This is a genomic window from Actinomadura sp. 9N215, assembly GCF_044326345.1.
Classification (GTDB): domain Bacteria; phylum Actinomycetota; class Actinomycetes; order Streptosporangiales; family Streptosporangiaceae; genus Spirillospora.
Genome location: NZ_JBIRBA010000002.1, coordinates 57800 through 78970 on the forward strand (window position 1 = coordinate 57800; position 21171 = coordinate 78970).

General features: G+C 75.6%; 5 protein-coding genes. All 5 read left to right on the top strand.

Annotated features, from left to right (window positions below):
- The first annotated feature begins 20 nt into the window (after positions 1-20).
- From ACH34T_RS03135 to ACH34T_RS03155, 5 genes are read left to right on the top strand one after another with little or no spacing between them, the layout of a single operon-like run.
- Complete coding sequence (locus tag ACH34T_RS03135) at positions 21-245, top strand: phosphopantetheine-binding protein (RefSeq protein ID WP_395990399.1); 225 nt, start codon at positions 21-23, stop codon at positions 243-245.
- Positions 242-997: a 2-oxo acid dehydrogenase subunit E2 gene (locus ACH34T_RS03140; protein ID WP_395990400.1), complete on the top strand. Its 756-nt coding sequence runs from the start codon at positions 242-244 to the stop codon at positions 995-997. Before ACH34T_RS03135 ends, ACH34T_RS03140 begins: the two co-directional genes overlap by 4 nt.
- On the top strand, positions 994-2076 hold the full coding sequence (locus tag ACH34T_RS03145) for an alpha/beta fold hydrolase (RefSeq protein ID WP_395990401.1): 1083 nt from the start codon (positions 994-996) through the stop codon (positions 2074-2076). The genes ACH34T_RS03140 and ACH34T_RS03145 overlap by 4 nt, the downstream gene beginning before the upstream one ends.
- Entirely contained in the window at positions 2073-2861 is a 789-nt protein-coding gene (locus ACH34T_RS03150) for a thioesterase II family protein (RefSeq protein WP_395990402.1), read from the top strand. The genes ACH34T_RS03145 and ACH34T_RS03150 overlap by 4 nt, the downstream gene beginning before the upstream one ends.
- Complete coding sequence (locus tag ACH34T_RS03155) at positions 2858-21136, top strand: SDR family NAD(P)-dependent oxidoreductase (RefSeq protein ID WP_395990403.1); 18279 nt, start codon at positions 2858-2860, stop codon at positions 21134-21136. The genes ACH34T_RS03150 and ACH34T_RS03155 overlap by 4 nt, the downstream gene beginning before the upstream one ends.
- Positions 21137-21171 lie beyond the last annotated feature (35 nt).

Consider the following 21171-nt stretch of genomic DNA (forward strand, 5'->3'; position numbering starts at 1 on the left):
GGCGCCGGGCGGAGGAAACCGTGCTGACCAGAGCCGAATTCGTCGAGCTGCTCCAGGACGAGATGGGCCTTGAGATCACCGAACAGGACCTGCCTCGCGATTTCGACGAGGTCGCCGGCTGGGACTCGGTGCACCTCCTGACCATTCTGCTGCTGCTGGAGAAACGATCGGAGCGTCCGTTGTCGCTGCCCGACTTCCTCGACGTGGGAAATCTGGAATCGATTTATCGGCTGGTGACCCGGTGACGGTGCGGCCCTTTCCGCCGCAGCGGCGGCACACGCTGTTCTTTCTCGACCAGATCCGCGATTTCTCGCCGGTGTTCCTCGGCACCGAGGTGGACGCGACGGCGATCGGGGCCTCGCGCGACGCGGCGCGCCGGGACGGCCGGCGGCTGTCGGTCGTCGCGCACGTTGTGCACGCCGCGGCGGGGGTGCTGCGCAAGCACCCACTGGCCAACGCGGCGATCCAGGGCCGCCTCGACCCGACGGTCGCGACCTTCGACACCGTCAGCGCCAAAGTCACGCTCGACCGGACGCTGGACGGCCATCGCGTGGTGCTGGCCACGGTGATCCCGGAGCTGGAGGACGCCTCGCTCGCCGACGTCCAGGAGCACCTGGACCGGGCCACGGCGGCCGACCCGGACACGGCGCCGGAGTTCGCCGGGATCCGCGCGCTGGGCCTGGCGCCGTGGCGGGCCGCGCTGGAGCGGTTCCGCGAGGCGGCGGCGCAGCTCCACAACAGGCCGGCGGTGACCGGCACGTTCAGCGTCACCTCGCTGGGCCACCGCGCGGTGGACGGCTTCCACTCCGTCGGCGGCACCACGATCACGCTGGGCGTCGGCCGGATCCTGGACCGTCCGGTCGCCCGGGACGGCGCCGTCGCGATCGCCCCGGTGATGCGGTTGTCGCTGGCCTTCGACCACCGGGTCGTCGACGGCGCCGAGGCCGCGGACGTGCTGACCGAGATCAAGGACGCGCTGGAGGAGGGGCCGAGATGAACGATCTGGACGAGCTGAAGCGGCTGGTGGTCGCGCACGCGATCTCGCAGAACCTGCCCGCGGACCACTACGGGCCGCTGCTGGACCGGATCACCGCCGACGAGGGCGACGCCCCCGGCACGTGGGCGCACGAGTGGATCGCCGAGGGGGAGCGGCTGGACGCGGCGGGGGAGACGCTGGCCGCCTGCCAGCACTACGTCATGGGCCGGTTCCCGTTCGTGGACGGCCCGGGCCGCAAGCGCGCCCTCGACCGGGCCGTCGAGGCGTTCGACCGCTGGCGCCACGCCCATCCGGGGATCGAGCCGGTGACGGTCGAGGTGGCGGGCACGCCGGTCCGGGTGTGGTGCGCGGGGCTGTCGGCGGAACGGCACCGTCCGCTGCTGGTCATGACCGGCGGGATCGTGAGCCCGAAGGAGCAGTGGGGGCCCGTCCTGCCGCAGATCGCCGCGTTCGGCTTGGCGGGCGTGGTGGCCGAGCTGCCGGGCGTCGGCGAGAGCCCGCTGCGGTACGGGCCGGACGGCTGGCGGCTGTTCCCCGCGATCCTGGACGCGCTCGCCGGCCGCGCGGACGTGTCGCAGGCCTATCTGCTGGCGCTCAGCTTCAGCGGGCATTCGGCCATCACCGCCGCGCTCGCCGATCCGCGTGTCCGGGGGCTGGTCGGCAACGGCCCGCCCGTCCACGACTTCTTCACCGACACCGCCTGGCAGCGGCGGGTCCCCAAGACGACGGGCGACACGCTGGCGCATCTGACGGGTGTGCCGCCGGACGAGGTGTTCGGGCACGTCCGCGACTGGGCCCTGGACGACGCGCGGCTGCGCGAGCTGGCGATCCCGCTGGCCGTGGTGACCGCCGCCCGCGACGAGATCATCCCGCCGGGCGACACCGAAAGGCTTCGCCGCAACGTGCGTGACCTGCGGCTGATCGAGCACGACGACGTGCACGGCGCACCCGCGCATCTGGCCGAGACACGGCTGTGGAGCCTGCTGGCGGTGCTGGAGATGTGGCCGGACGCCGATCCGGCCGTCAAGGCGCGGCTGGCCGCCGCGCTGGAGGCGGCACGCGCGCGGGCGGGCGCATGACGGCGGGCGGGTCCGGCGGCGCGGTCGCGACGGGCGCCGAGTGGCTGCGGCAGTTCGCCCCGGCCGCGGGCGGTGCGCCGACCCTGGTGTGCCTGCCGCACGCCGGCGGGTCCGCCGCCTTCTTCGCCCCGCTCGCCAGGGCGCTGTCCCCGGCGCTGCGGGTGCTGGCCGTCCAGTACCCGGGACGCCTCGACCGGCGCGACGAACCGCCCGTCGAGGACGTGCGGGAACTCGCCCGGCGCATCGCCGGGGCGCTGGCCGCCGACGCCGCCGGTGCGGGCGGCGGACCGCTGGCGTTCTTCGGGCACAGCATGGGCGCGCTGGTGGCGTACGAGACGGCCCTGCTCGGCGAGCGCGGTCACGGGCCGGTCCCCGACCGGCTGTTCGTCTCGGCCGCCCGCGCCCCCCACCTGGCGCGGGTCGAGGACGCCGTCGTGCGGGCCGACCGGTCGCTGCTGGACGAGGTGCTGTTCCTCGGCGGGACCTCCCCGGCCGTGTTGACCGACCCGGACCTGCGCGCGCTGATCCTGCCCGCCCTCCGCGCCGACTACCGGGCGTTGCGCGGATACACCGCCGCGCCCGGCACCGCGGTCGGCTGCCCGGTGGTGGCCCTGACCGGCGACGACGACCCCCGGGTCGCCGTGGCGGAGGCGCGGGCCTGGCGGGAGCACACTCCCGGCCCGTTCGAGCTGCGGGTCCTGCCCGGCGACCACTTCTACCTGATTCCCCGGCTGCACGAGGTCGCGGACGCCGTCCGCGCGGACTTCCCAGGAGGACGACGGTGAGCTGGTACGACGAGACGGCGGCCGGCCCCGTCGCGGTGATCGGTGTCGCGTGCCGGTTCCCCGGCGCGGACGGCCCGGACGCCCTGTGGCGGCTGCTGGAGGAGGGCCGGCACGCCATCGGCGAGATCCCCGCCGCGCGGGCGGCCTCGTCGGCGGCGTTCGAACGGCTCGCGGCGGACGCGCCCGCCCTGCGGTACGGCGGCTACCTGGACGACATCGCCGGGTTCGACGCGGAGTTCTTCGGCGTCTCGCCGCGCGAGGCCGCCGCGATGGACCCGCAGCAGCGGCTCGTCCTGGAGCTGGCCTGGGAGGCCCTGGAGGACGCGGGCGTCGTGCCCGCCGACCTGGGGGGCACCGCCACCGGCGTCTTCGTGGGCGGCATGGCCGACGAGTACGCGGCGCTGTCGCGTCCCGCGGCGGTGGGGCGGCACACGCTGACCGGCACGACCCGCGGCGTCATCGCCAACCGCGTGTCCTACCTGCTGGGGCTGCGCGGGCCCAGCGTCGCGGTCGACAGCGCGCAGTCGTCGTCGCTGGTCTCGGTGCACCTGGCGTGCCAGAGCCTGCGGCGCGGCGAGTCGCGGCTGGCGCTGGCGGGCGGGGTCAACCTGATCGTCGATCCGGGCGGGACGTCCGCCGTCGCGGCGTTCGGGGGATTGTCTCCCGACGGGCGGTGCCACACCTTCGACCGCCGGGCCAACGGGTACGTGCGCGGCGAGGGCGCGGGACTCGTCCTGCTCAAGCCCCTCGACGTCGCGCTCGCCGACGGCGACGAGGTGTACGCCGTGATCCGCGGCAGCGCGGTCAACAACGACGGCGCGACCGGCGGGCTCACGGTGCCGGACGCGCGGGCGCAGGCGGAGGTCGTCCAGGCCGCCTGCGCCGCCGCCGGGGTGAGCCCGGCGGACCTGCACTACGTGGAGCTGCACGGCACCGGCACCCCCGTCGGCGACCCGGTCGAGGCGGCCGGTCTCGGCCTGGCCCGCGGCGAGGGCGTTTCGCTGCTGGACGTCGGTTCGGTGAAGACCAACATCGGTCACCTGGAGGGCGCGGCGGGCATCGCCGGGCTCATCAAGACGGTGCTCGGCGTGCACCGCCGCAGGCTGCCCGCCAGCCTCAACTTCAGCGACCCGAACCCGGCGATCGACCTGGCCGGGTTGCGGCTGCGCGTGCGGGACGCGTCGGGCCCCTGGCCCCGGGAGGACGAGCCGCCGCTGGCGGGGGTCAGCTCGTTCGGCATGGGCGGCACCAACTGCCACCTGATCGTCGGCGCGGCTCCGGCGGACGCGGCCCCGACGGGCGCGGCTCCGGTGGGTCCGCGCGGGAACGGCCGGGCCCCGGCCGCGGGCGGGCGCGGCCCGCTCGTCCTCAGCGCGAGGTCCGCGACGGCGCTGCGCGACCTCGCCGGTCGCCTCCGCGACCTGGTGGACGAGCACGGCACGGTGCCGGACGGCCTCGCCCGCGCCCTCGCGACCACGCGCACCGCGTTCGACCACCGCGCCGCCGTCTCCGGTGACGCTCCCGCCGGGCTCGGCGCGCTCGCCGCCGGACGATCGGCGGCCGGGGTCGTCACCGGCACGGCACGTCGCGTCCCGGTCGCCGTGCTGTTTCCCGGGCAGGGCAGCCAGCGGCCCGGCATGGGGCGCCGGGCGCACCGCGAGCACCCGGCGTGGCGGGCCGCGTTCGACGAGGTCGCCGCCGTCCTGGACGAGCGCCTCCCGCGCCCGCTCACCGAGGTGGCCTGGGCCGGGCCCGGCACGGCGGAGGCCGCCGCGCTCGACCGGACGGCCTTCACCCAGCCCGCCCTGTTCGCCGTGGAGGTCGCCACCTTCCGGCTGCTGGAGTCGCTGGGACTGCGTCCCGGCTTCGTCGCGGGCCATTCCATCGGCGAGGTCGCCGCCGCGCACTGCGCCGGGATGCTCACGCTGGAGGCCGCGGCCGACCTGATCGTCGCGCGCGGGCGGCTGATGGACGCGCTGCCCGCCGGTGGCGCGATGCTCGCGCTCGGCGCCGGTGAACACGAGGCCGGCGAGCTGCTCGGAGCCGCCGGCGGCGTCGTCGCGCTCGCCGCCGTGAACGGCCCGTCCTCGGTGGTGGTCTCCGGTGAGCACGCGGACATCGAACGGATCGGCGCGCTCGCCGCCGAACGCGGCCTGCGGACCCGTGCGCTGCGCGTCGGCCACGCCTTCCACTCGCCGCTGATGGACCCGATGCTGGACGCCTTCCGCACCGTGCTGGAAGGGCTCGACTTCGGCGCCGCCCGCATCCCGTTCGTGTCGTCCCTCACCGGAGAACGCGTTGAGACGACCGGCCCGGACTACTGGGTCGAGCACGCCCGGCGGGCGGTGCGGTTCGCCGACGGGCTGCACCGCCTCCATGCCCTCGGCGCCGGGATCTTCGTGGAGTCCGGGCCCGGCACCGCGCTCAGCGGCATGGGCCGGGAGGTCGCCGCCGGGTGGGAGACGGGCGCCGCGTTCGTGCCCGTCCTCGGCAAGGCCGACGACGTGGAGACGGCGGTCGGCCGCCTGTTCACCGAGGGCGTCGCCGTCGACTGGGACGCCTGGTTCCCGCCAGGCGGTCCCCGCGTGAAGCCGCCTACGTACCCGTTCCAGCGCGAGCGCTTCTGGCTGGATTCGATTCCGGAACCGGAGCCGCGACGTGCGGCCGCGCTCGCGGCGCATTCCGTCGCGGAGGGCGACACAGCCCAGGCGGCCGCCGTGGACGTGGAACGTCTCGTCCTGGACGAGGTCGCGGCGGTGCTCGGTCACGGTGACCCGGACCGCATCGCCCGGGACGCGGTGTTCCGCGACCTCGGCTTTGACTCCCTCGGCCTGGTCGACCTGCGCGAACGTCTCGGCGCCGCGCTCGGCACGGACGTCCCCGCGGCCACGCTCTTCGCCCATCCCACGATCGACGAACTGGTCGTCCACCTCAGCGTCGGCACCGAGCCGGAGACCGTGCCCGCGGTCGTGGCGGAGGTCGTGGATGACGATCCGGTGGTGATCGTGGGTATGGGGTGCCGTTTTCCGGGTGGTGTGGAGTCGCCGGAGGACTTGTGGGAATTGGTGGCCGACGGTGTGGACGCGACCGGCGAATTCCCTGGTGATCGGGGTTGGGATGTGGAGGGTCTGTTTGATCCGGATCCTGATCGTCGAGGGCGGTCGTATACGCGGCGTGGCGGGTTTTTGTTGGATGCGGGTGGTTTTGATGCGGGGTTTTTCGGGTTGAGTCCGCGTGAGGCGTTGGCGACTGATCCGCAGCAGCGTTTGTTGTTGCAGGTGGTGTGGGAGTCGTTGGAGCGTGCGGGAATTGATCCGACCTCACTGAAAGGCACGGATACCGGCGTCTTCATCGGCGCCACCTCATCCGACTACGCGCCTCGCCTGGACGAAGGCGGAGGCGGCAGCACGGACGGATACCTCCTCACGGGCGGCACCGTCAGTGTCGCGTCGGGGCGGATTGCGTATGTGTTGGGTTTGGGTGGTCGTGCGTTGACGGTGGATACGGCGTGTTCGTCGTCGTTGGTGGCGTTGGATTTGGCGGTGGGTGCGGTGCGGTCGGGTGAGTGTGGTCTGGCGTTGGCCGGTGGGGTGGCGGTGATGGCGACGCCGGGGATGTTTGTGGAGTTTTCGCGGCAGCGGGGGTTGTCGCCTGATGGGCGGTGCCGGGCTTTTGGTGCGGGCGCTGACGGCACGGGGTGGGCCGAGGGCGTCGGCGTGCTGGTGGTGGAGCGTTTGTCGCGTGCCCACCGAGAAGGGCATCGGGTGTTGGCGGTGGTGCGTGGTTCGGCGGTCAATTCCGATGGGGCGAGTAATGGGTTGACGGCTCCGAATGGGCGGGCGCAGGAGGCGGTGATCGGTCGGGCGTTGGCGGATGCGGGGTTGGGGCCTGCGGATGTGGATGTGGTGGAGGGCCATGGGACGGGGACGCGGTTGGGTGATCCGATCGAGGCACAGGCGTTGATCGCGGCTTATGGGCGCGAGCGCGGGGATGGTCCGTTGTGGTTGGGGTCGTTGAAGTCGAATGTGGGGCATGCGCAGGCGGCTGCGGGTGTGGGCGGGGTGATCAAGATGGTGATGGCGTTGCGGCGTGGGGTGTTGCCGCGCACGTTGCATGTGCAGGAGCCCTCGCCGCTGGTGCGGTGGGACGGTTCGGGGGTGGCGTTGCTGCGCCGGGAGCGTTCCTGGCCTGCGCGGGAGGGGCGGGTTCGGCGTGCGGGGGTGTCCTCGTTCGGGATCAGCGGCACCAACGCCCACATCATCCTCGAAGAGCCTCCCGCATCCCCCGCCGACGCCGCGCAGCCGGTCGAGGGCCCGGCGCCGCCCGTCCTGCTGTCCGGGAACGGGCCCGATGCGCTGCGCAGGCAGGCCGCCGCGCTCGCCGACCATCTGACCCGCCACCCCGACCTCACGGCCGACGCGGTCGCCGGAACCCTCCTGACCCGGGCGCGGTTGTCGCACGGCGCGGCCGTGGCGGCGGACGACACCGGCACGCTGTCCCAGGCGCTGCGCGCCCTCGCCGCAGGCGAACCCCACGAAGCCGTGCTCACCGGCGAGACCACACCCGGCAGAACCGTCTTCGTCTTCCCCGGACAAGGGTCGCAGTGGCCGGGGATGGCGCGGGCACTCCTGGACGCCGACGCGGTGTTCCGTGCCGAGATCGAGGCGTGCGCCGCCGCTCTCGCCGAGCACACCGACTGGTCGCTGCTCGCGGTGCTGCGCGGCGAACCGGGCGCGCCCCCACTGGAACGGGTGGACGTCGTCCAGCCCGCTCTCTTCGCGGTCATGGCGGCCCTCGCCGCCGTGTGGCAGGGCGCGGGCGTGCGTCCCGATGCGGTCGTCGGCCACTCGCAGGGGGAGATCGCCGCCGCGTACGTCGCGGGCGCGCTCGGCCTGGACGACGCCGCGCGCCTGGTGGCGCTGCGCAGCAAGGCCCTGACCCGGATCGCGGGCGGCGCCGGGATGGCGTCCGTCGCGCTCGGCGCGGCGGACCTGGAGGACTGGCCCGGCGACATCGAGGTCGCGGTCCGCAACGGCCCGCGCTCCACCGTCGTCGGCGGCCCCGACGCGGCGCTGGCGGAACTGCTGGCCTGGTGCGAGGAGCGGGGCGTCCGCGCGCGCCGCGTCCCGGTGGACTACGCCTCGCACACCCGGCAGGTCGAGCCGCTCCGCGACCATCTCCTGGAGACCTTCGCCGCGGTGCGACCGGGGCCGTCCGGGACCGCGTTCTACTCCGCGGTGACGGGCGACCGCGCCGAGACCACGGCGCTCGACGCCGCCTACTGGTACCGCAACCTGCGGGAGACCGTCCGGTTCGACCGGGCCGTCGCGGCGCTCGCCGACGCGGGGCACACCCGGTTCGTGGAGGTCAGCCCGCATCCGGTGCTGACGACCGCGATCGAGGAGGCGTTCGCCGAGCGGGACGCGGGGCCGGTGTGCGTCACCGGCACCCTGCGCCGGGACGAGGGCGGCCCGGACCGGCTGCGACGGTCGCTGGCCGCGGCGCACCTCGGCGGCGCACCCGTGGCGTGGGCACGGCCGGGCGACGGCGCGACACCGGCGGCCGAGCTGCCGACCTACCGGTTCGAGCGCCGACGTTACTGGCTGAACGCGACGTCCGCGCCGAGGGCCGCCGCCCGGTCGGGGCACCCGTTGTTCGGCGAGCCCGTCCAGCTGGCCGACGGCGACACCGTGCTCGCCGGGCGGCTCGACGACCGCGCCTACCCGTGGCTGGCCGACCACCGCGTGCTCGGCACGGTGATCGCCCCGGGCGTGCTCCTCGCCGAGGCGGTCGCCCACGCGGGCGGGCTGGTCGGCTGCCCGGAGGTCCGCGAGCTGACGGTGCGGGCGCCGCTCGTCCCGCCCGCCGAGACGCAGATCCGCGTGGGCGGCCCTGATGGCGCGGGGCGGCGAACCGTCACGGTGCACTCCCGGACGGACGGGGCCGCCGCGTGGATCGAGAACGCCCGAGGCGTGCTCGTCCCGGACGCGTCAGGCCGGCTCGACGCGCAGCCGGCGGCATGGCCGCCCCCCGGCGCGGAACCCGTCGATGTCACCGGCCTGTACGAGGACCTGTTCCGTTCGGGCTACGACTACGGGACCGCCTTCCAGCGCCTGACGGCGGCATGGCGCGAGGGCGCGGTTCTGCACGCCGAGGTGGAACTTCCCGAGGAGCAGGACGCCGGCGGCTTCGTCCAGCACCCCGCGTTGCTGGACGCGGCGCTGCACCCGGTGGTGGGTCTCCTCGCCGGGGACCGCCCGCTGCTGCCGTTCGCGTTCGAGGGGCTGCGCCTCACCGGCGGGCGTGCGGCGCGCACGTTGCGCGTGCGGGTGGAGCCGCTCGCCGAGGCGCGCGTCCGCCTGGGCTTCAGCGACGGCGAGGGCGCGGTCGTGGGGGAGATCGCGTCCTTGGCGTTCCGTCCCGCCGATCTCGATGCCGTGGCGGGCGCCGTCCCGGTGCACCGGATCGAGTGGGTGGAGGCCGCCCCGGCGGCCGCGGACGGCGCGGCTCCGGCGAGCGCCGCCGTGCTCGCGGGCTTCGGGGACGTGGCGGGCCTGGTCCAGGACGCCGGGATCATCGAGGAGCCGGGCGCCGTGGGGCGTCCGGTCGTCCTGGTGCCGGTCGGCGGGACCGGCGACGGCCCGCCGGTGCCCGCGGCCCACGACCGTACCGCCGCCGTGCTGGGCCTGCTGCGCCGGTGGATCGACGATCCCGCGCTGGAGCCGACCCGGCTCGTCGTGGTGCTCGGCGCGGGCGGGGCGGCCGACCTGAGCGCCGCTCCGGTGCGCGGGCTGCTGCGCACCGCCGCGTCGGAGCATCCCGGACGGTTCGCGCTCGTCGAGACCGACGCGCCCGCGCCCGCCGCGCTGCTGGCAGGCGCCGTGGGCGGGGCGGAACCGGAGGCGGCGGTCCAGTCCGGAAGGGTGCTCGTGCCGAGGCTCGTCCCCGGCGACCTGCCCGCCGAACCCGCCGCGCCCGCCGCCGCCCGCGGCGGCGGCACCGTCCTCGTGACCGGCGGCACCGGGACACTCGGCGCGCTGATCGCCCGCCACCTCGTGTCCACCGCGGTCGCCGCCGCGGCGGATCCGCCGCACCTGCTGCTGGTCAGCCGGTCCGGCCCGGACGCCCCGGGCGCCGCCGACCTGGCCGCCGAACTGCGCGCACTGGGCGCCGGCGTCACGGTGACGGCCGCCGACCTGGCCGACCGCGCCGCCGTGGCCGAGCTGATCTCCTCCGTGCCCGCCGGGCGTCCGCTGCGCTCGGTGGTGCACGCCGCCGGGACCCTCGACGACGCCACCGTCGCCGAGCTGAGCGAGGAGCGGCTGCGCACCGTGCTGCTCCCCAAGGTCGACGCGGCTTGGCACCTGCACGAGCTGACCGCCGGGCTTCCCCTTGAGGACTTCGTGCTGTTCTCCTCGGCCGTCGCGACGACCGGCGCGCCCGGCCAGGCCAACTACGCCGCCGGGAACGCCTTCCTGGACGCCCTCGCCGCCCACCGGCACGCCCGCGGCCTCCCCGCGCGGTCCCTCGCCTGGGGGGTGTGGGACGAGACGAGCGCGATGACCCGGCAGGTCGGGACGTCCGGCCGCGCCCGCCTGGCCCGGTACGGCGTCGGTTCCGTCCCGACCGGCCACGCCCTCGCCGCCTTCGACCGCGCCCCCGGCCCGCACACCGTCGTCTCGCTCCCGGACCAGGTCGTCCTGCGCGGCGAGGCGGCGGCGGGACGGCTGCCCGCCCTGCTGTCCGCGCTCGTCCCGACGCTCCCGGCCGCGCGGCGCGGCGGCGCATGGCCCGAGCGGCTCCGCGCCGAACCGCCGCACGAGCGGCCGCGCACCCTCCTGGCACTGCTGCGGGACCAGGTCGCGGCCGTCCTCGGTCACGAGGACCCCGCCGGTCTCGACGCCGACCGCGCGTTCAAGGAACTCGGCTTCGACTCCCTCACCGCCGTGGAGCTGCGCAACCGGCTCAACGCGCTGACCGGCCTGACCCTGCCCGCCACCGTCGTGTTCGAGTTTCCGACCGTCGCGGCGCTCGGCGAACACCTCCTGGAGACCCTCACGGCGCAGAGCTCGCCGAGCCCGGCGGCCGGCACCGAGCCGGAGACCGCGTCCGCGGTCGTGGCGGAGGCCGTGGATGACGATCCGGTGGTGATCGTGGGTATGGGGTGCCGTTTTCCGGGTGGTGTGGAGTCTCCGGAGGATTTGTGGGATTTGGTGGCGGAGGGTGTGGATGCGACGGGGGATTTTCCTGGTGATCGGGGTTGGGATGTGGAGGGGTTGTTTGATCCGGATCCTGATCGTCGGGGGCGGTCGTATACGCGGCGTGGCGGGTTCTTGTCGCATGCGGGTGAGTTCGACGCGGGGTTTTTCGGGTTGAGTCCGCGTGAGGCGTTGGCGACTGATCCGCAGCAGCGTTTGTTGTTGCAGGTGGTGTGGGAGTCGTTGGAGCGTGCCGGAATTGATCCGACTTCGTTGAAAGACACCGACACCGCCGTTTTCATCGGTGCCATGTACGACGACTACGGAACACGGCTCAAAACCGCGCCGGAAGACCTTGAGGGTCTCCTTCTCGCCGGTACGGAATCCAGCGTGGCTTCGGGGCGGATTGCGTATGTGTTGGGTTTGGGTGGTCGTGCGTTGACGGTGGATACGGCGTGTTCGTCGTCGTTGGTGGCGTTGGATTTGGCGGTGGGTGCGGTGCGGTCGGGTGAGTGTGGTCTGGCGTTGGCCGGTGGGGTGGCGGTGATGGCGACGCCGGGGATGTTTGTGGAGTTTTCGCGGCAGCGGGGGTTGTCGCCTGATGGGCGGTGCAGGGCTTTTGGTGCGGGCGCTGATGGGACGGGGTGGGCCGAGGGCGTCGGCGTGCTGGTGGTGGAGCGTTTGTCGCGTGCCCACCGAGAAGGGCATCGGGTGTTGGCGGTGGTGCGTGGTTCGGCGGTCAATTCTGATGGGGCGAGTAATGGGTTGACGGCTCCGAGTGGGCGGGCGCAGGAGGCGGTGATCGGTCGGGCGTTGGCGGATGCGGGGTTGGGGCCTGGGGATGTGGATGTGGTGGAGGGGCATGGGACGGGGACGCGGTTGGGTGATCCGATCGAGGCGCAGGCGTTGATCGCGGCTTATGGGCGCGAGCGCGGGGATGGTCCGTTGTGGTTGGGGTCGTTGAAGTCGAATGTGGGGCATGCGCAGGCGGCTGCGGGTGTGGGCGGGGTCATCAAGATGGTGATGGCGTTGCGGCATGGGGTGTTGCCGCGCACGTTGCACGCAGATGAGCCTTCGCCGCTGGTGCGGTGGGACGGTTCGGGCGTGGCGTTGTTGCGTCGGGAGCGTTCCTGGCCCGTCCGGGAGGGGCGGGTTCGGCGTGCGGGGGTGTCCTCGTTCGGGATCAGCGGCACCAACGCCCACATCATCCTCGAAGAACCCCCGGACGGCGCCCCCGCCCCGGCTGAGGACCGGCCGGTGCCGCTCGTCCTGTCGGCGAAGACACCGAGCGCGCTACGGACTCAGGCGGGCGCGCTGCACGACGTCCTCACCTCCGGCGACGCGCCCCGGCTCCTCGACACGGGCTTCACCCTCGACCGCAGGGCGCGGTTCGAGCACCGCGCCGTCGTCCACGGCACGGACGCGTCCGAACTGCTCGCCGCGCTCACCGCGCTCCACGACGGGACGGAACATCCCGGGCTCGTCCTCGGCGAGGCGGCCGGCGCCGGCGACGCGCGACTGGCGTTCCTGTTCGCCGGCCAGGGCACCCAGCGGATCGGCATGGGCGCCGAACTGCTGGAGACTTCCACGACCTACGCGACCGCCTTCGACGAGGTCTCCGCGCATCTGGAGCCGCATCTCGGCGTCGGGCTCCGCGAACTGGTCTCCGAGGACGCCGAGCGGCTCCGGCAGACCCGCTATGCGCAACCGGCGCTGTTCGCCGTCGAGACGGCCCTGTACCGGCTGGCCGAACGGTACGGGCTGCGGCCGGACGTGCTCATCGGCCACTCGGTCGGAGAGATCGCCGCCGCGCACGTCGCCGGGATCCTCGATCTGGCCACGGCCTGCGCGCTGGTGGCCGTGCGGGGCAGGCTGATGCAGTCCGCGCGGGACGGTGGCGCGATGGCCGCCTTCGCCGCGTCCGAGGAGCAGGCCGCCGCGCTGATCGCCGGCGGCGGCGCCGGCGGCGCGGTGGAGATCGCCGCGGTGAACGCGCCCGGCTCGGTCGTGCTGTCCGGCGACGCCGCCGCGGTCGACCGGCTGGTCGAACGGTGGCGCGGCGACGGCCGCAGGGCGGGGCGGCTGAAGGTCGGCCACGCCTTCCACTCCCACCACATGGAGGACGTGCTCCAGGAGTTCCGCGACGAGTTCCGCGCGGCCGTACCCGACCCGGCGTCCGGCGCGGGCCGCGTCCCGGCCGTCCCGATCATCTCGACCGTGACCGGCGCGCCCGTGGACGCCTCGGCGATGTCGAGCCCGGAGTACTGGGTGGAGCAGATCCGCCGCCCGGTGCGGTTCGCCGACGCGGTACGGGCCGCGCACGACACCGGCGTGACCCGTTTCGCTGAGCTCGGCCCGGACGGCTCCCTGTCTGCGCTGGTCCGCGAAACGATCGACGGTCCGGTGGTGGCCGTCCCGCTGCTGCGCGAGGGGCCGCGGACCGCGCTGGGCAGGCTGCACGCCGCCGGTGTGCCGGTCGACCTCGGCCCCTGGTACGTGGGCGGCAGGGTCGTGGACCTGCCGACCTACCCTTTCGAGACCCGGCGGTACTGGCTGCTGCCTCCACCCGGCGAGGACGGCCGTCCGGACGCGTTCGGGCTGGAGCCCGCCGCGCACCCGCTGCTGGGCGGCTCCGTCGAGACACCGGACGGCGGCCGGATCTTCACGGGCGTGTTGTCGGAGCGCCGGCAGCCGTGGCTGGCCGAGCACCGCATCGACGGGCGGGTGCTCGTGCCCGCCGCCGTCTTCACCGGCATCGTGCTCGCCGCGTCCGGCGGGGACGCCCTGGAGGAGCTGGTGTTGCGCGCCCCGCTCGAACTCGGACCGGAGGTGGAGGCCCGGCTCCAGGTCGGCGTGTCGGCGTCCGGTGACATCACTGTGCGCAGCCGGCGAGGCGACGGCGACGGCTGGGTCGTCCACGTCACCGCCGCGACCGCCGCGACCGCCGCCGCGCCGTCCGGCGAGGTGGGGTCCGCTACCGGCGGGCGGCCCTTCCCGGACGTCGACCGGCTCGACGTCTCCGCCGCGTACGCCGCGCTCGCCGGACGCGGCTACGAGTACGGGCCCCGCTTCCAGGGACTGCGCGCCGTGCGGCGGGACGGCGACGACCTCCACGCCGTCGCGGAACCGCCCGCCGCGCTGCGCGCCGAACCCGCCGGGTACGGCCTGCATCCCGCGTTGCTCGACGCGGCCCTGCACGCCATCCCGCTGCATGACCTCGACGGTCCGAGGCGCGTGCCCGCCACCCTGGACGACGTCCACGCGCACACCCACGCACCGGTCGATCGCGTCCAGGCCCGTTTCACACGTCTCGACCCCGACTCCTACAAGGTCGAGGTGGCCGATCAGGACGGGCGGCCCGTCCTGACGATCGGGCGGCTGGGGCTGCGCGCCCTGACCGGCTCCAGCCGCCTCTACCTTCCCGGCCTGGAGCAGGTCCGCACACCCGAACCCCTCGCCCAGGGATTCGTCCACGCGGGTACCGGCCGGGACGCCTGGCCGGATCTGGTGCCGCCGACGGTGCTCATCACCGCCGGCGACGCCGAGGCCGGACGGCGCACGATCCGGCGATGGCTCGACGACGACCGCACCGCCGGCTCCCGCCTGGTGTTCCTCCTCCCGCCCGGCCCCGCCCGCGCGGAGCCCGCGGCGCTGCGCGGGCTGGTGCGCTCGGTCCAGGCCGAACATCCCGGACGGTTCGCGCTGCTGGAGGCCGAAGACGGCGATCCGGGGCTGCTCGCCGCCATCGGCGCGGCCCACGACGAGGCGGTGTTCCGGGAGGGAGCCGTCCTGCTGCCCCGCCTGTCCCCGCACGACACGCCCCGGCGGGACGCGTCCGCGGCGGCGTGGCCGCGCAGCGCGGCGGGCGGCACCGTCCTGGTCACCGGCGGCGCCGGGGCCGTCGGCCGCCGCGTCGCGGCGCATCTGGCCCGCGCGCACGGCGTCCGGCGGTTCCTGCTGGCCGGGCGGCGCGGTCCCGAGCATCCGGACGCCGCCGCCGTGGTCGCCGACCTCGCCGCGCTCGGCGCCGACGCCGCCGTCCACGCCTGCGACGTCACCGACCGGCAGAGCCTCACCGCGCTCTTGGACGGGCTGGACCTCGCCGGCGTCGTGCACGCGGCGGGCTTCGCCGCGGACGCGACCGTCCAGCGCCTGTCCGCCGCCGCGCTGCGGGACGCCATCGCCGTGAAGGCCGGCGCCGCCGCGCACCTGGACGAGCTGACACGCGACCGCGACCTCGACGCGTTCGTGCTGTTCGGGTCGGTCGCCGGGGCGCTCGGCACCGCGGGCCAGGCAGGGTACGCCGCAGCCAACGCCGCGCTGGAGGCCGTCGCCCACCGCCGCCGCGACGCCGGACTGCCCGCCCTCGCCCTGCACTGGGGCCTGTGGGACGTGCCGGGCGGTCTGGCCTCGGGCCTGCGCGACACCGACGTGGCCAGGCTCGAACGGGCGGGCATCAGGCGGATGGACCCCGGCGCGGCCCTCGCGCTCATGGACGGCGCGCTGGCGCTGGACCGTCCCGTGGCGGTCGCCGCGAACCTGGATCTGCCGCGCCGGGCCCAGGCGGCGACCGCGGCGGCGACCGCGGCGACCGCGCCGGTGCCCGGGCTCCTCCTGACGCCGCGGGCGCGTGCCACCGGCGACGTGGAATCCCTCGTCCTGGAGTCGGTGGCGGCCGTGCTCGGCCACGCTTCCGCAGCCGAGGTCGACCCCGGCAGTGCCTTCGGCGACCTCGGGCTCGACTCGCTGATGGCGGTGGAGCTGCGCGACCGGCTCGCCGCGGCCCTCGGCGTCCGGCTGCCCGGCACCGTCGTCTTCGACCATCCGACCCCGGCCGCGCTCGCGCGCTTCCTCGCCGCCCGCACCGGCACGGACCCGGCCGAGGACGATCCGTCCCCGCACGGGACCGAGGGCGGCGCCGCCGCGCCCGCCGACCCCGGCGAGGCCATCGCGATCGTCGGGATGGCGTGCCGGTTCCCCGGCGGCGTCCGCACTCCGGCCGAGCTGTGGGAGCTGCTGGACGCCGGCGTTGACGCCGTCACCGGGTTCCCCGCAGACCGGGGCTGGGCGCCCGACCTGTTCGATCCCGACCCCGACCGTCCCGGCACGTCCTCCACCCGGCACGGGGGGTTCCTGCGCGACGCCGCCGAGTTCGACCCCGCGTTCTTCGGCATCAGCCCGCGCGAGGCGCTGGCCGTCGACCCGCAGCAGCGGCTGCTGCTGACGACGGCCTGGGAGGCCGTGGAGGACGCGGGCATCGACCCCGCAACGCTGCGCGGCGGCCGGGCCGGGGTGTTCGTCGGCGTCATGTACTCCGACTACGGGGCCCGCCTGCACCAGCGGCGCGGCGTCCACCACGAGCTGGAGGGCTACCTGGTCAGCGGCAGCGCGGGCAGCGTCGCCTCCGGCCGGATCGCCTACACGCTCGGCCTGGAGGGGCCGGCGATCACCGTGGACACGGCCTGCTCGTCCTCGCTGGTCGCCGTGCACCAGGCCGCGCAGGCGCTGCGGCTGGGCGAGTGCTCGCTGGCGCTGGCCGGGGGCGCGACCGTGATGGCGAGCCCCGCGACGTTCATCGAGTTCAGCCGCCAGCGCGGGCTGGCCCCCGACGGCCGGTGCAAGCCGTTCTCCGCCGACGCCGACGGCACCGCGTGGGGTGAGGGCGCCGGGCTGCTTCTGCTGGAGCGGCTGTCGGACGCGCGCCGCAACGGGCACCGGGTGCTGGCGGTGGTGCGCGGCTCGGCGGTCAACCAGGACGGCGCCAGCAACGGGCTCACCGCGCCCAACGGCCCGTCGCAGGAGCGCGTCATCGGGGCGGCGCTGCGCAACGCGGGGCTGCGGCCGCGGGACGTGGACGTCCTGGAGGCGCACGGCACCGGCACCGCGCTGGGCGACCCGATCGAGGCGGGCGCCGTGCTCGCCGCCTACGGGAGCGGCCGCGACGGGCTGCCGCCGCTGGTGATGGGATCGGTGAAGTCGAACCTCGGGCACACCCAGGCCGCCGCCGGGGCCGCCGGGATCATGAAGGCGGTCCTCGCGATGCGGCACGGACGCGTTCCCGGCACCCTGCACGCGGCCCGGCTCACCGACCATGTCGACTGGGAGAGCGGCGGAGTGGAGGTGCCGGCCGAGTCCGTTCCGTGGCCGGACACGCCCGGCCCCCGGCGCGCCGCGGTGTCGTCGTTCGGGATCAGCGGCACCAACGCCCACGTCGTCCTCGAAGAAGGCTCTCCCGGGCAGGGCGCCCCCGGACCGGAGCCGCGGGAGCGGGCCGCGCGGCCCCTGCCATGGGTGCTGAGCGCTCGCGGTCCCGACGCGCTGCGCGAACAGGCGGCGCGGCTCAGGCGGCACGTGCTCGCCGCCCCCGGGACGCGGGACGTCGACATCGCGTTCTCGCTGGCGACCACGCGCACCGCGTTCGAGCACCGCGCCGTCGTCGTCGGACGGGACCGCGCCGAGCTCCTCGCCGGGCTCGGCCACCTGATCGAGGGCACCGAGCCGGAACGCGGCGCGTACCCCATCGTGGTCACCGGCAGCCCGGTGCGCGGGCGCACCGCCGTCGTGTTCACCGGGCAGGGCAGCCAGCGCGCGGGCATGGGCGCGGAGCTGCACCGGGCCTTCCCCGCCTACGCCCGCGCCTTCGACGAGGCCCGCGCCGAACTCCTGCGCGCGGGCGGGCCCGACGTCGCCGCCCTGGTCGCCGGGGACGCCGCCGCCGGCCCCATCGACCGGACCCGCAACGCCCAGGCCGCGCTGTTCGCCGTCGAGGTGGCGCTGTTCCGGCTGCTGGAGTCCTGGGGACTGGACGCCGGGCAGCTGGCCGGCCACTCGGTCGGCGAGATCGCCGCCGCGCACGTCGCGGGCGCGCTGAGCCTGGCCGACGCGGCGGCGCTGGTCGCCGCGCGCGGACGGCTGATGCAGGACCTCCCCGAGGGCGGCGCGATGGTGTCGGTGCGCGCCACCGCCGCCGACGTCGCCCGGATCGCCGCCGAGACGGGGGTGAGCGTGGACCTCGCCGCCGTCAACGCGCCGGAGTCGGTCGTGCTGTCGGGCGAGGAACCGGCCGTCGCCGCCGTCGCCGCCGCCCTGGCCGCCGCCGGCCGCCGCACCCGCCGCCTCACCGTCAGCCACGCGTTCCACTCCGCCCTGATGGAGCCCATGCTGGACGCCTTCGAGGCCGCGCTCGACGGGATCGCCGCGGCGGCGCCCGACCGCACGGTGGTGTCCACGCTCACCGCCGAGGAGGCCGACGCCGGGACGCTCGGGTCGCCCGCGCACTGGGCCCGGCATGCGCGCGGCACCGTCCGGTTCGCCGACGCGGTGGCGCGGCTCAGGGAACTGGGCGTGACGCGTTTCGTGGAGGCCGGCCCGGACGCGGCGCTCACCCCCATGATCCGGGAGGCCGACCCCGGCGGGACGTGCGCCGCGATCGCGTCCCTCAACCGGCGCCGCGACGACCTGCTCGCGCTGTGGTCGACGGTGGCGCGGGCGTTCGCCGCGGGCGTGGCCTGGGACTGGCGGGCGCTGCTCGGCGACGACGCCGTCGTCGTACCGCTGCCCACCTACCCCTTCGCGCGGGAGCGGCTGTGGCTGGCCCCGCCGGCGGAGCCGGCGACCGCCTCCGGCGTCGGCGCGGACGAGCCGGACCACCCGCTTCTCGCGGCCTCCGTCACCGTCCCGGGCGGCGAGACCACCGTGTACACGGGCGTGCTCTCACACGGGCGGCAGCCCTGGATCCCGGACCACGCGCTGCACGGCACACCGCTGCTGCCCGCGGCGGCGCTGGCCGACGTCGCCGGATGGCTGGCCCGGCGGCACGACACCGCCGTGGCGGAGCTGGTGCTGCACGCCCCGCTCGTCGTCGCCGCGGACGAGGACGTCCGGCTCACGATCACCGTGGACGGCGCGCGGGCGCGGATCCACGCACGCGCGGCCGACGCTCCCGACTGGACGCTGCACGCGGAGGTCGAGTTCGGAGACGACCCGGCGGCGAGGTCCGGCGGGGAGGCGGATCCCCGCTGGACCGGGGAACGCCCCGCCGAGGCCAGGCCCGTCGACCTCACCGGCGTCTACGCCTCGTTCGCCGAGCGGGGATACGACTACGGCCCCGCGTTCCAGGGGCTGCGCGGCCTGTGGCGGACGGACCGGGAACTGCACGCCGAGGTGGACACCGGCGGCGACCTCGCCCCGGGCCTGCTGGACGCGTGCCTGCACGCCTGGCTCGCCGGAACCGGCGAGAGCGCCGCCGGGACGGCGGTCGACGTGCCGTTCGCCTGGCGGAACGTCCGGGTGCTGGGCGAACCGTCCGGGCCGCTGCGCGCCAGGATCCGGCTCGGCGACGGCACGGGCTTCGCGCTCGACGTCGTCACCGCGGACGGACGCGGCGTGCTGTCGGCGGACGAGGTGCGGCTGCGCCCCGTCGAGGCGGACGCCCTGCGCAACCCGGGACTCCGCCCCTACGAGCTGGCCTGGCTCCCGGAACCGATCGGCGGCGACGCGTCACCTGAGGCCGACGGCGCGTCACCCGAGGCCGCTGAGGCGCCGCTCGTAGCGCTGGTCGGCGTCGACGATCCCGGGTTGCCGTTCCCCGTGGTGTCCGTCCGACTGGACGAGGCCGACCCGGTCGGCGGCGTGCGTGCGGGCTTCCACGCCGTCCGCGACCTGATCCTCGGCCTGCCCGACGACGGCCGCCTCACCGTCGTGACCTCCGGCGCGGTCTCGACGGGCGCCGGCGACGCCGTGACGGACCTCGCCGCGGCTGCGGTCTGGGGCCTGGTGCGCGCCGTCCAGCACGAGCGGCCAGGCCGGGTCGGCGTCATCGACGTCGACGGCGACCCCGGCACCCTCTCGCTGCTCCCGCGCGCCGTCGCGGGCCGCGCCGACCGGCTCGCGCTCCGCCGCGGCGAGGCGTTCCACCCCGAACTGCGTCCCACACCTCGCGCGCACCCCGCCGCCGGTCCGGATCTCGGCGGCGGGACGGTCCTGGTCACCGGCGCCGGGGGAGCGCTCGGCGCCGCCGTCACCCGGCATCTGGTGACCGCGCACGGCGTCCGCGACCTGCTGCTGGTCAGCCGCCGGGGCGACGCCGACCCGGCGCTGCGCTCTTTGGCGGCGGACCTGGGCGGCGAGGCGCGAGTCGAGATCACCGCCTGTGACGTGGCCGACGCCGGCGCCGTCGAGGCGCTGCTCGCCCGGACACGGCTGACCGCCGTCGTCCACGCCGCCGGCGTTCTGGACGACGCGGTGCTGGAGAACGTCACCCCGGACGCCCTGGACCGGGTCCTGCGGCCCAAGGTCGACGCGGCCTGGAACCTGCACCGGCTCACCGCGGGCCATCCGCTCCGCGCGTTCGTCCTGTTCTCCTCGATCGCGGGAACGCTCGGCAGCGCCGGGCAGTCCGCCTACGCCGCCGGGAACGCCTTCCTCGACGCGCTCGCCCTGCACCGCCGCGCCTCGGGGCTGCCCGCGACCTCCCTGCCGTGGGGGCAATGGGACACGGGCATGGCGTCCGCGCTCGGCGCCGCCGACCGCGCCCGCATCGCCCGGCTCGGCGTCCGGCCGCTGGGCCACCGGGCGGGGCTCGACCTGTTCGACCGGTCCCTGGCCTCCGGGCTGGCCGTGCCGGTGCCGGTGCGGCTCGACCCGTCCGCGGCCGCGCGCGGGTCGCGGACGCGGGCGGTGACGCCGCTGCCGCGGCGCCTGGACGGGCTCGGCGCGGACGCGGCGGCGGCCCTGGTCCGCCAGACCGTCGCGCGCCGGGTCTCCGAGGTCCTCGGACTGGGCGGGCCCGCCCTGGTCCCGGACGACCGCGGCCTGTTCGACATCGGGCTGGACTCGCTCACCGCCATCGAACTGCGCGACCGGCTGAGCACCGAGACGGGCTTCCCGCTGCCCGCCACCGTCCTGTTCGACCACCCCAACGTGGGTGCGCTGACCACCTACCTGCTCGTCCGCTGCGGCATCGGCGAGGACGACCCGGCCGGCGAACCCGGGACGGCGGACGAGGAACGAGAACCGGCCGTCCCCGTGTCCGACGAGGAGCTGTTCGGCCTCCTGGACCGCGAACTGAGCGACTGACACCTGGCGACCGACACCTCCGGAGGAGCGTTCCT